General features: G+C 71.1%; 11 protein-coding genes. 7 read left to right on the forward strand and 4 right to left on the reverse strand.

Features of this window, described 5'->3' with window-relative positions; genetic code table 11:
* Positions 1-44 precede the first annotated feature (44 nt).
* Positions 45-809 (reverse strand): IclR family transcriptional regulator, encoded by a 765-nt coding sequence (locus AB0L21_RS20200; RefSeq protein WP_365703860.1) that lies wholly within the window; start codon positions 807-809, stop codon positions 45-47.
* 281 nt (positions 810-1,090) lie between these two features.
* Between AB0L21_RS20200 and metH the strand changes: the two genes are divergently transcribed.
* From metH to AB0L21_RS20220, 4 genes are all read left to right on the forward strand, one after another.
* The gene (gene metH, locus AB0L21_RS20205) at positions 1,091-4,603 is read left to right on the forward strand and encodes a methionine synthase (RefSeq protein ID WP_365785446.1); all 3,513 of its coding nucleotides are present in this window, start codon (positions 1,091-1,093) and stop codon (positions 4,601-4,603) included.
* 112 nt (positions 4,604-4,715) lie between these two features.
* Positions 4,716-5,417, forward strand: coding sequence for an HAD family phosphatase (locus AB0L21_RS20210; RefSeq protein ID WP_365785448.1), 702 nt, complete (start codon positions 4,716-4,718; stop codon positions 5,415-5,417).
* A gap of 433 nt (positions 5,418-5,850) precedes the next feature.
* Entirely contained in the window at positions 5,851-7,455 is a 1,605-nt protein-coding gene (locus tag AB0L21_RS20215; protein ID WP_365703865.1) for an ABC transporter substrate-binding protein, read from the forward strand.
* Between the two features lie 99 nt (positions 7,456-7,554).
* Complete coding sequence (locus AB0L21_RS20220) at positions 7,555-9,135, forward strand: ABC transporter substrate-binding protein (RefSeq protein ID WP_365785450.1); 1,581 nt, start codon at positions 7,555-7,557, stop codon at positions 9,133-9,135.
* A 69-nt stretch (positions 9,136-9,204) separates the two neighbouring features.
* Here AB0L21_RS20220 and AB0L21_RS20225 read toward each other — a convergent pair whose 3' ends face one another.
* Both AB0L21_RS20225 and AB0L21_RS20230 read right to left on the reverse strand, forming a co-directional pair.
* Positions 9,205-9,876 carry a response regulator transcription factor gene (locus AB0L21_RS20225; RefSeq protein ID WP_365703869.1) on the reverse strand — a complete coding sequence of 224 codons (672 nt, stop codon included), beginning with the start codon at positions 9,874-9,876 and terminating at the stop codon, positions 9,205-9,207.
* A 53-nt stretch (positions 9,877-9,929) separates the two neighbouring features.
* Positions 9,930-10,940 (reverse strand): RecB family exonuclease, encoded by a 1,011-nt coding sequence (locus AB0L21_RS20230; protein WP_365703871.1) that lies wholly within the window; start codon positions 10,938-10,940, stop codon positions 9,930-9,932.
* A gap of 177 nt (positions 10,941-11,117) precedes the next feature.
* Here AB0L21_RS20230 and AB0L21_RS20235 point away from each other — a divergent pair, with 177 nt between their 5' ends.
* The 3 genes from AB0L21_RS20235 to AB0L21_RS20245 all read left to right on the forward strand — a co-directional run bounded on the left by AB0L21_RS20235 (position 11,118) and on the right by AB0L21_RS20245 (position 14,606).
* On the forward strand, positions 11,118-12,743 hold the full coding sequence (locus AB0L21_RS20235) for a site-2 protease family protein (protein WP_365785452.1): 1,626 nt from the start codon (positions 11,118-11,120) through the stop codon (positions 12,741-12,743).
* 143 nt (positions 12,744-12,886) lie between these two features.
* On the forward strand, positions 12,887-13,789 hold the full coding sequence (locus AB0L21_RS20240; RefSeq protein ID WP_061921269.1) for a tRNA (adenine-N1)-methyltransferase: 903 nt from the start codon (positions 12,887-12,889) through the stop codon (positions 13,787-13,789).
* A gap of 235 nt (positions 13,790-14,024) precedes the next feature.
* Positions 14,025-14,606: a hypothetical protein gene (locus AB0L21_RS20245; protein WP_365703875.1), complete on the forward strand. Its 582-nt coding sequence runs from the start codon at positions 14,025-14,027 to the stop codon at positions 14,604-14,606.
* A gap of 7 nt (positions 14,607-14,613) precedes the next feature.
* Here the strand turns inward: AB0L21_RS20245 and AB0L21_RS20250 are convergent, their stop codons facing one another.
* Positions 14,614-14,916: a ferredoxin gene (locus tag AB0L21_RS20250; RefSeq protein ID WP_041665048.1), complete on the reverse strand. Its 303-nt coding sequence runs from the start codon at positions 14,914-14,916 to the stop codon at positions 14,614-14,616.
* Positions 14,917-15,166 lie beyond the last annotated feature (250 nt).

Consider the following 15,166-nt stretch of genomic DNA (forward strand, 5'->3'; position numbering starts at 1 on the left):
CGGACGTCGAAGCCCTTTCGGTCGTTGCCCGCCCGGGCCGGCGGTCAGAACCGCCCGGCGCCCAGATCGCGGGAGACCGCACGGGCGCAGTCCCGCACCGCCGCGATCAGCTCGGGGCGCAGCTCGCCCTCCCGGCACAGCCGCTCCACGGCGCCGGTGATGCCGACCGCGCCCACGGGCATCCGGCGCCGGTCGTGGATGGGCGCGGCGATCGACGCCACGCCCTCCCAGGTCTCCTCCACGTCGGCCGCGTACCCACGCGCGCGCGTGATGTCGAGGAGGTGCTCGAAGTCGCCGGGGTCGCACACCGTGCGGTCCGTGAAGGCCTTCCGCTCGGTGTCCAGCGCCTCGCTGTGCGCCACCGGGTCGTACGCCGAGAGGACCTTGCCCAGGGCCGTGGAGTGCAGCGGCTGCATGGCCCCGATCTCCAGCACCTGCCGGCTGTCGTCGGGCCGGAAGACGTGGTGCACGATCAGGACGCCCTGCTGGTGCAGGACGCCCAGGTACACGCTCTCCCCGCTGGACCGGGCCAGATCGTCGGTCCACACCAGCGCCCGCGCGCGCAGTTCGTGCACGTCGAGATAGGTGGTGCCGAGGCGCAGCAGCTCCGCGCCCAGCTGGTAGCGCCCGGAGGCGTCGTCCTGCTCCACGAACCCCTCCTGCTGGAGGGTGCGCAGGATGCCGTGGGCGGTGCCCTTGGCGAGGCCCAGTGACGAGGCGATGTCCGACAGGCCGAGCCGCCGCTCGCCGCCCGCGAGCAGCCGCAGCATCGCCGCCGCCCGTTCGAGCGACTGGATGTTCCGTGCCATCGCCGTCCTGCCTCCGTCCCCTTCGACTGCCCCGGTGCCGTGTCAAAATCACCGTTCGGCAATGTCGAACACTACCGGTCCATGCCGACCTCCCGCTAATGGTCGGACGGCACCTGTTACATCACACGCGACCCGGGCGTGGCACCCGGGTCACCCGCGTCCGCCTCGTGGACGCCGCTGCCCATCCAAGCCGACTCCCGGTTACTCTGGCGCCGTGCGGCAACCCGGCCGGTCCGGGCAGCCGCATAGCCGACAGCCGTCGCACTCCAGGGAGCCCCTACATGGCCTCGTCGCCAACGTCCCCTTCCGCCGACAGCCGGACCCGTGCGTCCGCGCTCCGCGAGGCACTCGCCACCCGAGTGGTGGTCGCCGACGGAGCCATGGGCACGATGCTCCAGGCCCAGGAGCCCACCCTCGAGGACTTCCAGAACCTCGAAGGCTGCAACGAGATCCTCAACCTCACCCGCCCCGACATCGTCCGCTCCGTCCACGAGGCGTACTTCGCCGTGGGCGTCGACTGCGTCGAGACCAACACCTTCGGGGCCAACCACGCGGCCATGGCGGAGTACGACATCGCCGAGCGCGTCCACGAACTCTCCGAGGCCGGCGCCCGTATCGCCCGGGAGACCGCGGACGAGTTCTCCGCCCGCGACGGCCGGCCCCGCTGGGTCCTCGGCTCCATCGGCCCCGGCACCAAGCTGCCCACCCTCGGCCACATCGGGTTCACCACCATCCGGGACGGCTTCCAGGCGAACGCCGAGGGCCTGCTCGCCGGCGGCGCCGACGCCCTGATCATCGAGACCACCCAGGACCTGCTCCAGACCAAGGCGTCCGTTCTGGGCGCCCGGCGCGCCATGGAGCGCCTCGGCACCGAGGTCCCCCTGCTGTGTTCGATGGCCTTCGAGACCACCGGCACCATGCTGCTGGGCTCCGAGATCGGCGCCGCGCTCACCGCGCTGGAGCCGCTCGGCATCGACATGATCGGCCTGAACTGCTCGACCGGCCCGGCCGAGATGAGCGAGCACCTGCGCTACCTCACCCGGCACTCCCGCATCCCGCTGCTGTGCATGCCGAACGCCGGCCTGCCCGTCCTCACCAAGGACGGCGCCCACTTCCCGCTCGGCCCCGAGGGCCTGGCGGACGCCCAGGAGAACTTCGTACGCGACTACGGCCTCTCCCTCATCGGCGGCTGCTGCGGCACCACCCCCGAGCACCTGCGCCAGGTCGTGGAGCGCGTCCAGGGTCTCACCCCGCCCGAGCGGGACCCGCGCCCCGAGCCGGGCGCCGCCTCCCTCTACCAGTCGGTGCCGTTCCGTCAGGACACCTCCTACCTGGCCATCGGCGAGCGCACCAACGCCAACGGCTCCAAGAAGTTCCGCGAGGCCATGCTGGAGGGCCGCTGGGACGACTGTGTCGAGATGGCCCGGGAGCAGATCCGCGAGGGCGCGCACATGCTCGACCTGTGCGTGGACTACGTCGGCCGGGACGGCGTCGCCGACATGGAGGAACTGGCCGGCCGCTTCGCCACCGCCTCCACCCTGCCGATCGTCCTGGACTCCACCGAGGTCGACGTCATCGAGGCCGGCCTGGAGAAGCTGGGCGGCCGCGCGGTGATCAACTCGGTGAACTACGAGGACGGCGACGGCCCCGACTCCCGGTTCGCCAAGGTCACCCGGCTGGCGCGGGAGCACGGCGCCGCGCTGATCGCGCTCACCATCGACGAGGAGGGCCAGGCGCGCACCCCGGAGAAGAAGGTCGAGATCGCCGAACGGCTGATCGCCGACCTGACCGGGAACTGGGGCATCCGTGAGGAGGACATCCTCATCGACACCCTGACCTTCACCATCTGCACCGGTCAGGAGGAGTCCCGCAAGGACGGCATCGCCACCATCGAGGCGATCCGCGAGCTGAAGCGGCGCCACCCCGCGGTGCAGACCACGCTGGGCCTGTCGAACATCTCCTTCGGCCTCAACCCGGCCGCCCGCATCCTGCTGAACTCGGTCTTCCTGGACGAGTGCGTCAAGGCGGGCCTGGACTCGGCGATCGTGCACGCCTCCAAGATCCTGCCGATCGCCCGGTTCAGCGAGGAAGAGGTCCGCACCGCCCTCGACCTGATCTACGACCGCCGCGGCGAGGGCTACGACCCCCTCCAGAAGCTCATGCAGCTCTTCGAGGGCGCCACGGCGAAGTCCCTGAAGGCCGGCAAGGCCGAGGAACTGGCCGCGCTGCCCCTGGAGGAGCGGCTGGGGCGCCGCATCATCGACGGCGAGCGCAACGGCCTGGAAGCCGACCTGGACGAGGCGCTCCAGGACCGCCCGGCGCTCGACATCGTCAACGAGACCCTGCTGGACGGCATGAAGGTCGTCGGCGAGCTGTTCGGCTCCGGCCAGATGCAGCTGCCGTTCGTCCTGCAGTCCGCCGAGGTCATGAAGGCCGCCGTCGCCTACCTCGAACCGCACATGGAGAAGTCGGACGCCGAGGGCAAGGGCACGATCGTGCTCGCGACCGTGCGCGGTGACGTGCACGACATCGGCAAGAACCTCGTCGACATCATCCTGTCCAACAACGGCTACAACGTCGTCAACCTGGGCATCAAGCAGCCCGTCTCCGCGATCCTGGAGGCGGCCGAGGAGCACCGGGCCGACGTCATCGGCATGTCCGGGCTCCTGGTGAAGTCCACGGTGATCATGAAGGAGAACCTGGAGGAGCTGAACCAGCGCGGCCTCGCCGCGCGCTTCCCGGTCATCCTCGGCGGCGCCGCCCTCACCCGGGCCTACGTCGAACAGGACCTGCACGAGATCTACGAGGGCGAGGTCCGCTACGCCCGGGACGCCTTCGAGGGCCTGCGCCTGATGGACGCCCTCATCGGCGTCAAGCGGGGCGTGCCCGGCGCGAAGCTGCCCGAGCTGCGGCAGCGCCGGGTGCGGGCCGCCGCCGTGGAGATCGAGGAGCGCCCGGAGGAGGGGCACGTGCGCTCCGACGTCGCCACCGACAACCCGATCCCCGAGCCGCCGTTCTGGGGCACCCGTGTCGTCAAGGGCATCCAGCTCAAGGAGTACGCGAGCTGGCTGGACGAGGGCGCGCTGTTCAAGGGCCAGTGGGGCCTGAAGCAGGCCCGCACCGGCGAGGGCCCGACGTACGAGGAACTGGTCGAGACCGAGGGCCGGCCCCGGCTGCGCGGTCTGCTCGACCGGCTCCAGACCGAGAACCTCCTGGAAGCGGCCGTCGTCTACGGCTACTTCCCCTGCGTGTCCAAGGACGACGACCTGATCGTCCTGGACGAACAGGGCAACGAGCGCACCCGCTTCACCTTCCCGCGCCAGCGCCGCGGCCGGCGCCTGTGCCTGGCCGACTTCTTCCGCCCGGAGGAGTCGGGCGAGACGGACGTGGTGGGCCTCCAGGTCGTCACCGTCGGCTCGCGCATCGGCGCGGAGACGGCCAAGCTCTTCGAGTCCAACGCCTACCGCGACTACCTCGAACTGCACGGCCTGTCCGTCCAGTTGGCCGAAGCCCTCGCCGAGTACTGGCACGCCCGCGTCCGCGCCGAACTCGGTTTCGGCGGCGAGGACCCGGCCGCCATCGAGGACATGTTCGACCTGAAGTACCGGGGCGCCCGCTTCTCCCTCGGCTACGGCGCCTGCCCCGACCTGGAGGACCGCGCCAAGATCGCGGAACTGCTCGGGCCGGAGCGGATCGGCGTCCACCTGTCCGAGGAGTTCCAGCTCCACCCCGAGCAGTCCACGGACGCGATCGTGATCCACCACCCGGAGGCGAAGTACTTCAACGCACGGTGACGCGTGTCTCACCCAGCAGACTGATCGGACAAGTCGTACACTGGTCGGTCCACTGCAGGCCGGTTCCCCGCCCGGGAACCGGCCTGGTCGTCCCTCAAGGAGGTGCGCCCGGATGACCAGTACGGTCCCCGCGCTCGGAACCCGTACAGCCGAAGGCTCCGCCCTGCAGGCGGTGCTGCTCGACATGGACGGCACCCTGGTGGACACAGAGGGCTTCTGGTGGGACGTCGAGGTGGAGGTCTTCGCCGCCCTCGGCCACACCCTGGACGAGTCCTGGCGGCACGTCGTGGTCGGCGGCCCCATGACCCGCAGCGCCGGCTTCCTCATCGAGGCGACCGGCGCCGACATCACCCTCGCGGAACTCACCGTGCTGCTCAACGAGGGCTTCGAGGGCCGGATCGGCCAGGCTCTGCCGCTGATGCCGGGCGCCGACCGCCTGCTCGCCGAACTGCACCTGCACGGCGTCCCCACCGCCCTGGTCTCCGCCTCCCACCGGCGCATCATCGACCGTGTGCTGTCCGTGCTCGGGCAGCACCACTTCGCCCTCTCCATCGCCGGCGACGAGGTCTCCCGCACCAAGCCCTTCCCGGACCCGTACCTGCTCGCCGCCGCCGGACTCGGTGCGGATCCGGCCAGATGCGCGGTGGTCGAGGACACCGCCACCGGGGTCGCCGCCGCCGAGGCCGCGGGCTGCCGGGTGGTCGCCGTCCCCTCCGTGGCCCCCATCGGCCCGGCCGAGGGACGCACCGTCGTCGCCTCTCTGGAAGAGGTCGACCTGGCATTTCTGCGGGGTCTGATGACGGAAATGCGCTAGCCGTTCACCCAGCGTGTTAAGTCCATTGGCGGCGCTGGACACATTTCCGGGGAAGTGCACCCGAGGGGAATTCGCCGGGAGCGGAGCGGCCGAATTCTGCTGACTGGTCGCACAGTTGGGTGTGTGACGTTCCCCACGCCGATGGGGCTCGACAACGTTGGCCAAGTGTGCTGACCGGCCCCGGCCGGGGTGTTTCCGCACGACCTTGTGTCCCGATTGATGGGAAGCTGCACTAATCCTGCCGCTGTCGGGTTTTCGGTCTGTCCGCGGCCGGTTCCACTGCGTGATGGGGGGTCAGCTCACGCGGCTGTGAACCCGGCTGCGGGCGCGGACTAATCTCATCGCGAGAACATCGCCGAGAACCCCCGTGATCCGCCGCGTCACCCCTGCATGCCGGATACACGGACCCGAACAGCTCTGGAGAAACTCCCGCATGAACCGCAAGACTTTGGTGCTGCCGGCGGTGGCCGGCCTGCTCACCCCGGTTCTCGCCGCGTGCGGCGGATCCGACAGCGGGAGCAAGAGCGGTGACGCCATCGTCGTCGGTACCACGGACCAGTTCACGGCCACCAAGGAAGCCCCGGCGCCCCTCGACCCGGCCTACGCCTACGACGTCGGCACCTGGAACATCCTGCGCCAGTCCGTGCAGACCCTGATGGCCCAGCCCAAGGGCGAGGGCGACCCCGTCCCGGACGCCGCCGAGAGCTGCTCCTTCACCGACAGCGGCAGCGAGCGCTACGCCTGCAAGCTAAGGGAGGGCCTGAAGTTCGCGAACGGCGACCCGGTCACCGCCGAGGACGTGAAGTACTCCATCGAGCGCGCGCTGCGCATCAACGTCGCCGGCGGTCCCGCCGCCCTGCTGAACACCATCGACACCGTCGAGACGCAGGGCGAGCGCCAGGTCATCTTCCACCTGAAGACGGCCGACGCCACCTTCCCGTACAAGCTGTCCACCCCGGTCGCCGGCATCGTCAACCCGAAGGACTACCCGAAGGACAAGCTCCGGGACGGCTTCGAGATCGACGGCTCCGGCCCGTACACCTTCAAGGCCGAGGTCAAGGACAACGCGATCGTCAACGCGACCTTCACCAAGAACCCCTCCTACAAGGGCGGCGTGACGGTCAACAACGACAAGGTCGAGCTGCGCTCCTTCGCCGACGCCGACGCCATGGGCGCCGCGATCGACAAGGGTGACATCGACGTCATGACCCGCACCATGTCGCCCGCGCAGATCCAGAAGCTGGACGCCGGCACCGACGAGAACGTCGACCTGGTCGACATGCCCGGCCTGGAGATCCGCTACCTGGCCTTCAACACCGACGCCTCCAGCGTCAAGTCCAAGGCCGTGCGCCAGGCCATGGCCCAGCTCATCAACCGCGGCGAGCTGGTCTCCAAGGTCTACGGCACCCAGGCCGAGCCGCTGTACTCGCTGGTCCCGGCCACCGTCACCGGCCATTCCAACTCGTTCTTCAACAAGTACGGCAACCCCAGCCTCGACAAGGCCAAGTCGCTGCTCACCAAGGCCGGCATCACCGCCCCGGTGAAGCTGACCCTGCACTACACCACCGACCACTACGGCTCGGCCACCAAGCAGGAGTTCGAGGTGCTGCAGAAGCAGCTCAACGACAGCGGCCTGTTCGACGTCTCCATCCAGGGACACCCCTGGGAGACCTTCCGGCCCGCGGAGCAGAAGGGCCAGTACGACGTCTACGGCATGGGCTGGTTCCCGGACTTCCCGGACGCCGACAGCTTCCTCGCGCCCTTCCTCGACAAGGACAACACTCTCGGCTCGCCGTACAGCAACGGCACCATCCAGCGCACGCTGATCCCGGAGTCCCGCCGCGAGGCCGACCGGCTCAGCGCCTCCAAGAGCCTGAACGAGATCCAGGACATCGTCGCCGAGGACGTCCCGGTCCTGCCGCTGTGGCAGGGCAAGCAGTACGTCGCCGCACGGGACGACGTCACGGGCGTGGCCTACGCCCTCAACTCCTCCTCGACGCTTCAGCTGTGGGAGCTCGGCCGCGGTGTGAGCGGCTGACGGCTCTCCGTACCCGGGGCCCAGGACGACACGGCCCCGGGGCCCGGGACCAGGGACGGCGGCCCCGGGCTGACGAACCGACGACAAGGCACATCGCACGTGAACATGCGCAACCAGTGGCCAGTTCTGCCCATCGTGGCGGGGCTGGCCTCCGGCCTGTTGACCGGCTGCGGCTCCGAGACCGGTGATTCCGGGGGCACCGGCTCCTCCGTGGTGATGGGGATGTCCGACGACGTCCTCACCACGGACCCGGCATCCGGCTATGACCCCGGCTCCTGGCTGTTGTTCAACAACGTCTTCCAGTCGCTGCTCGGCTTCCCCAAGGGCGCGACCGAACCCCAGCCCGAACTGGCGAAGCAGTGCGCCTTCACCGACGACCGGGCCATGGTCTACAAGTGCGAGCTGAAGGACGGCCTGAAGTTCAGCAACGGTGACGCCCTCACCTCCGAGGACGTGAAGTTTTCCTTCGACCGCATGCTGAAGATCGACGACCCCGCCGGTCCGGCCATCATGTTCCCGATGCTCGACAAGGTCGAGACACCGGACGCGAGAACGGCCGTCTTCCGTCTGAAGGTGCCCGACGCCACCTTCCCCAGCAAGATCGCCTCTGGCGCCGGCTCCATCGTGGACCACCGCCAGTACGACGCGAACGGCCTGCGCACCGACCACCAGGCCGTCGGCTCCGGCCCCTACAAGCTGGACTCCTTCGACAAGGACCAGGCGGTCTTCTCGGTCAACGACAACTACAAGGGCACCGCCGAGGTCAGGAACTCCGGCGTCACCCTGAAGTTCTTCCACGGCGACCGGACCGCCCTCCGCAAGGCCCTCCTCGACGGCGACATCGACATCGCCTACCGAGGCCTGGCCGCGTCCGACATCGCCGACCTCGACCAGGGGGCCGACAGCAAGGGCGTCGACGTCATCGAGGGCACCAGCGCCGAGGTCCAGCACCTGGTCTTCAACATGAAGGACCCGGTGGCCGGCAAGCTCGGCGTCCGCAAGGCCATCGCCTACCTCCTCGACCGCGACGCCCTCATCAAGGACGTGTACGACGGCACCGCCACCCCGCTGTACTCGATCATCCCGGCAGGCATCGCGGGCCACAACACCGCGTTCTTCGACACCTACGGCGCCCGCCCCTCCGAGGACAAGGCCGCCGCCGCGCTGCGCGCCGACGGCATCACCGGCAAGGTCAGGCTCACCCTGTGGTCCACGCCGTCCCGTTACGGCCCCGCCACCGACGACGAGCTGAAGGCCGTCGCCGGCCAGCTCAACGGCAGCGGCCTGTTCGACGCCGACGTGCAGTCCGTCCCCTTCGAGCAGTACGAGAAGGACATCGCCGCCGGCAAGTACGGCGTGTACGTGAAGGGCTGGGTGCCGGACTACCCGGACGCCGACAACTTCACGGCCCCGTTCTTCGGCGAGGGCAACGTGCTGGGCAACAACTACGGCAACCGCGCCATCACCACGTCCCTCCTCCCCGCCACCGCCGCGCAGAGCGACCGCTCGGCGACCGACCAGGACTTCGGGAGGCTCCAGGACATCGTCGCCGACGAACTGCCCGTCCTGCCGGTCTGGCAGGCCAAGCAGTACGCGGTCGTCCGCGACGGCGTGTACGGCCTGGAGTACTGCCTGGACGCCTCGACGGTGTTCCGGTTCTGGGAACTCAGCAAGGGCTGACGCCCGGTACGGCAAGGGCGCCTTCCCCGCGCGGGAGGGCGCCCTTCGCCGTCGTACCGCCCTGCCGGCCTACTGTGCGCCGGGGCGCACCAGACCGCTCTCGTACGCGTACACCGCGGCCTGCACCCGGTCCCTGAGGCCCAGTTTGGTGAGCACATGGCCCACATGCGTCTTCACCGTCGTCTCGCTGACGAACAGATCGGCCGCGATCTCGGCGTTGGACAGCCCGCGCGCCACCAGCTTCAGCACCTCCACCTCGCGGTCGGTGAGGGTGTGCAGGGTGTCCGGCACCGGCTCCTCGCCGGACGGCAGATGCGTGGCGTACTTGTCGAGCAGCCGCCGGGTGATGCTCGGCGCGAGCATGGCCTCGCCGGCCGCGACCACCCGGATCGCCTGCACCAGTTCGTCGGCGGGCGCGTCCTTGAGCAGGAAGCCGCTGGCCCCCGCGCGCAGCGCCTCCACCACGTACTCGTCCAGGTCGAACGTGGTCAGCACCAGCACCTTGGCCGGACCGTCCCGGCCGGGCCCGGTGATCTGCCGGGTGGCCTCCACGCCGTCCATCCGCGGCATCCGGATGTCCATGAGCACCACGTCCGGCTGGAGTGCGCGCACCTGGTCGAGGGCCTGCAGGCCGTCACCGGCCTCGCCGACGACCGCGAGGTCCTGCTCGGCCTCCAGGATCATCCGGAAACCCGTACGCAGCAGGGGCTGGTCGTCGACCAGTAGGACGCGGATGGCCACGTGACACTCCTTCGCTAGTCCGGCCCCATTCTGCCCTGCCCGGGTTTCCGGGTTCACCCGGTCCCGGACCCGGGCGCTGTGACCGGCAGCGGGTAGGGCGGGGGAGTGCCGCCGAACTCCGGGCAGTGCGCCTGGTGGTCGCACCAGCCGCACAGCCTGGTGGGCCGGGGCCGCCAGTTCCCGGTCTCCGTGGCCTGCTTGATGGCCTCCCACAGCGCGTGCAGCTTGCGCTCCACCCGCTCCAGGTCGGCGAGGACGGGGTCGTACGTCAGCACGTCCCCGCTGCCGAGGTAGACGAGCTGGAGCCGGCGCGGAACGACCCGCTTCAGCCGCCACACCACCAGGGCGTAGAACTTCATCTGGAACAGCGCGCCCTCGGCGTACTCGGCGCGGGGGGCCTTGCCCGTCTTGTAGTCGACGATCCGCACCTCGCCGGTCGGCGCCACGTCCACCCGGTCGATGATGCCGCGCAGCCGCAGCCCCGACTCCAGCTCGGCCTCCACGAACAGCTCGCGCTCGGCCGGCTCCAGCCGCGTCGGGTCCTCCAGCGTGAACCAGCGCTCCACGAGCCGCTCCGCCTCGGCGAGCCACCCGGCCAGCCGCTCCCCCTCGGGGTCGTCGGCGAACAGCTCGGTCACCTCCGGGCGGCTCTCGCGCAGCCGGTCCCACTGCCCCGGGATCAGCGCCTTGGCGCGCGGCGCGGTCCGCTCTGCGGCGGGCGCGTCGAACAGCCGCTCCAGCACGGCGTGCACCAGCGTGCCCCGGGTGGCCGCCTCGCTCGGCTTCTCCGGCAGCCGGTCGATCACCCGGAACCGGTACAGCAACGGGCACTGCATGAAGTCACTGGCCCGGGAGGGCGACAAGGAGGTCGGCGCGACGGCGCTCCGCTCCTCGCCCGCGCCGTCCGCGGCCGGGGGCGGGACCGGGGCCGTCGGTGGCGCCGCTTCCCCGGCCGGTTCCGTGGCCGCAGGCATCGCGGGGTCCGGCGTCCGGGGTGGGGTGGCCGGGGGCGTCTGTACGGCGCCGCCCGGCTGGGCCGCCGCCTCGTCGATGCTGCTGTCCATGTCCACAGACCTTACGGCCCACCACTGACAGTGACCCAGCCGCCGTCCGCGCCGACCGCGCGACCCCCGGGGGAACTCAGGGGGTGCCGGGGCGAACGTGCCACCACGGCCGCATACCATCGACAGCAGACCCTTCCGTCCGGCAGGTGCGGAAGACGCTTCGAACGAGGGGACACCGTGGACGTGAGCGGCGGGAGCGGGCAGCCGCGGTCCGGCAACGACGAGCCGGCCGAGCACTCCGCTGACCCTACGGCCCCGGCGACCGGACCCACCGGCCCTCCAGGCCCGGAGCCCGGACCCCCGCGCCCCGCCGACCGAGCCGAGAACGGCACCGAGGAGCCGCCGGCGACGCCCACCGGACGGAACGGCGCCACCGACCGGCCGACGGAAGAGGCCACGGCGGGCAGGACCGGCACGGGCCCTACGGGCGGCGGAAACAGCACGGACGACCGTACGAGCGGCAGCACCAACGACACGGCGGGCAGCGCGCCCGGTGCCCCCGTCCCGCCCGACCCGGACCACCGAGCCCCGGCCGACACCCCCCGGCACGACCCGGTCCCGGCCCCCACGCACCACGCCGCCGCCCCCGAGCACCGTTCCCTCGCCCATTCCGGCATCGCCAAGGGCGAGCCGCCCGAGCCGCGGCCCAAGGAGCCCGGCGGCGGTATTCTCATGGGCCGCCCCTTCGGTGTGCCCGTCTACGTCGCACCGAGCTGGTTCCTCGTCGCCGCGCTGATCACCTGGGTCTTCGGCGGACAGCTCGACCGTGTGCTGCCAGAGCTGGGCGCCGCCCGCTACCTGGTCTCCCTCTTCTTCGCGGTCGCCTTCTACGCCTCCGTCCTGGTCCACGAGCTGGCCCACACGGTCGCCGCGATCCGTTTCAAGCTCCCGGTCCGCCGCATCCAGCTCCAGTTCTTCGGCGGCGTCTCGGAGATCGAGAAGGAGGCCGAGACCCCGGGCCGGGAATTCGTGCTGGCCTTCGTCGGCCCGCTGCTCTCCCTCGCCCTGGCCGGCCTGTTCTACCTGGCCATGAAGCCCGTCGAGCCCGGCACCGTGCCCGGTGTCCTGCTGGCCGGGCTGATGGTCTCCAACCTCATCGTGGCGATCTTCAACCTCCTCCCCGGCCTCCCGCTCGACGGCGGCCGCATGCTCCGCGCCGTCGTCTGGAAGATCAGCGGCAAGCCGATGACCGGCACGGTCGCCGCCGCCTGGGTCGGCCGCGCCCTGGCCGTCTCCGTCCTGATCGGCCTGCCCCTGCTCAACCAGTCCGGCGCCCTCGGCGGCAGCGGCGAGGACGTGGGCGGCATGGACACCGTCACCGACGCCCTGCTCGCCGCCATCCTCGCCGCGATCATCTGGACCGGCGCCGGCAACAGCCTGCGCATGGCCCGGCTGCGCGAACACCTTCCCGAGCTGCGCGCCCGCGCCCTCACCCGGCGGGCCGTGCCCGTGGAGAACGACACCCCGCTCTCCGAGGCGCTGCGCCGCGCCAACGCCGCCGGGGCCCGCGCCCTGGTCGTGGTCGACGCCGACGGCAACCCGCTGTCGCTGGTCCGCGAGGCCGCCATCGTCGGCGTACCCGAGCACCGCCGCCCCTGGGTGGCCGTCAGCGGCCTCGCCCAGGAGCTGACCGACGGCATGCGGGTCTCCGCCGAGCTGGCCGGCGAAGAACTGCTGGACGTGCTGCGCGCCACCCCGGCCACCGAGTACCTGGTGGTGGAGGAGACCGGCGAGATCTACGGCGTCCTGTCCGCCGCCGACGTGGAACGAGCCTTCGTCAGGGCCATGGCAAGGCCGGCCTGACAGCGCCAAGAGCCGGGGCGTCCCGTACGGGGCGCGGGGAACCGCGCGCTCGGCCCCGCCCGGCCCGCACCGTTCCGCCGTACGCTCGCCCCCCACCCCCTCCGTCGGTCAAGCCCCCGGCAGGGAACCGGTACGCTGGTCACATGTCCGAACCGACCGGTGCCGCCCGCAGGCGCGGGCCCTTCAAGGTCGGGGACCAGGTACAGCTGACCGACCCCAAGGGTCGCCACTACACGTTCACGCTCGAAGCCGGGAAGAACTTCCACACCCACAAGGGGTCCTTCCCGCACGACGAACTGATCGGCGCTCCCGAGGGCAGCGTTGTCCGGACCACCGGCAACGTCGCCTACCTCGCGCTGCGCCCCCTGCTCCCCGACTACGTCCTGTCCATGCCCCGCGGGGCAGCCGTCGTCTACCCGAAGGACGCGGGGCAGATCCTCGCCTTCGCCGACATCTTCCCCGGCGCCCGCGTCGTGGAGGCCGGCGTCGGCTCCGGCTCGCTCAGCAGCTTCCTGCTGCGGGCCATCGGCGACCAGGGCATGCTGCACTCCTACGAGCGCCGCGAGGACTTCGCCGACATCGCCCGGCAGAACGTGGAGCGCTACTTCGGCGGCCCGCACCCCGCCTGGCAGCTCACCGTCGGCGACCTCCAGGACAACCTGTCCGACACCGACGTCGACCGCGTCATCCTCGACATGCTCGCCCCCTGGGAGTGCCTGGAGGCCGTCTCCAAGGCGCTCGTCCCGGGCGGCATCCTGTGCTGCTACGTGGCCACCACCACCCAGCTCGCCCGGACCGTGGAGTCCATCCGGGAGATCGGCTGCTTCAACGAGCCGACCGCCTGGGAGACCATGATCCGCAACTGGCACATCGAGGGCCTGGCCGTCCGCCCGGACCACCGGATGATCGGCCACACCGGCTTCCTGCTCACCGCCCGCCGCCTCGCGGACGGCGTCGAGCCGCCCATGCGCCGCCGCCGCCCCGCAAAGGGCGCCTACGGCGAGGACTACGCCGGACCGAACGCCGACGGCGGCACCGGACGCTGACCGGGCACACGCCGATACAACGCGAGGGCGCCGTGCCCGAGTTCCCGACCGCGTCCGGGAACTCGGCCACGGCGCCCTTTCGTTGACACGGCACCAGCGTCGACGCCTCCCCCGCGCGCGTGCGGCTTGCGCACCATCCGGCCCGGAATCCCGCACCCCGCCGTTCCCGCGCACTGTGACGTGTGGCACCATGCAGCCCATCCCACCGGCACAGCCCTCACAGGAGACGCTCCTCGTGCAGCAATCCGCCGTTCCGGAGCTCGCGCACACCCAGACCCGGCCCATCCACTGGGTCGCCACCGCCACGGCCGTCGCGGGTGTCGTGGCCCTCTCCTCCGTCGTCCAGCCCGGATCGGCCACGGCCGCCCAGTCCGCCCCCGCCGCCAAGGGCAAGTCCGCCGCCGCGGCCGTAGCGCCGCCGAGCACGGCCGGTGTGCGGTTCCCGCTGGACTGCGGCCCCGTGAAGGCGGTGGTCGCCAAGAAGGCCACCGGAGACCTGGACGGCGACGGCAGGCCGGAGACCGTCGCGGTGGTGCACTGCGACGCCCCCATGGGCACCCCGCCCGACGGGGTCTACGTCCTCACCCGCTCCGCGGACGGCGGCAAGCCCCGCGTGGTCGCCACCCTCGTCGAGCCGAAGGAACGGCTCACGGTCACCGACTTCACGCTTCGCGCGCGTGCGGTCTCCGCCACGCTGCTCGGCTACTCCTCGGACGCCGTGCCCAGTTGCTGCCCCGATGTGAAGACCCCGGCCTCGTGGCGGTGGAACGGCAGCGCCTTCCTCCGTTCCACCCCGGCCGGGACCCAGAGCGTCTGAACCGCGCTCACTCCGCGTCGGGCCCGTACACCTCGACCTTGTCCGAAACCCGGCGCACGTGGATGCACTCGCCGGGACACTCCTTCGCCGAGTCCACCACGTCGGTCAGCAGCGGGAGCGGTACCGGCGTGGTCGCCCCGGGGGCCTGGAGCAGCTCGTCGTCCGCGCCCTTCACATAGGCCAGCCCGTCGATGTCCAGCTCGAACACCTCCGGGGCGTACTGGGCGCAGATCCCGTCGCCGGTACACAGGTCCTGGTCGATCCAGACCTCCAGCGCCTCGCCGCCCGGGGCCTCCTGCTGCACGGTCATCTCTCCTGCCGTCGGTTCGCCGGGCGGTCCCGGCACCCCTAGGGCCAGCCGGGTCCGCTCCAGCGGCTGTTGAACACCCTCGACCCTACCTCCGCCCGGTTTGTTGCCGTGTGGGACCGGTTCGGGGTTTCCGGTCCGGCCCGCTCGGGTACCAGCGCCGGACCGGGAAAGGGGTTCCGCGGCGGCCGGATCGATCACTTCAGGCCGCCACGGCGGTGACACCGCCCGCCGGCGCCGTCGCTCTGCGTGA

The organism is Streptomyces sp. NPDC052721 (genome assembly GCF_040678315.1).
Taxonomy (GTDB): Bacteria; Actinomycetota; Actinomycetes; order Streptomycetales; family Streptomycetaceae; genus Streptomyces.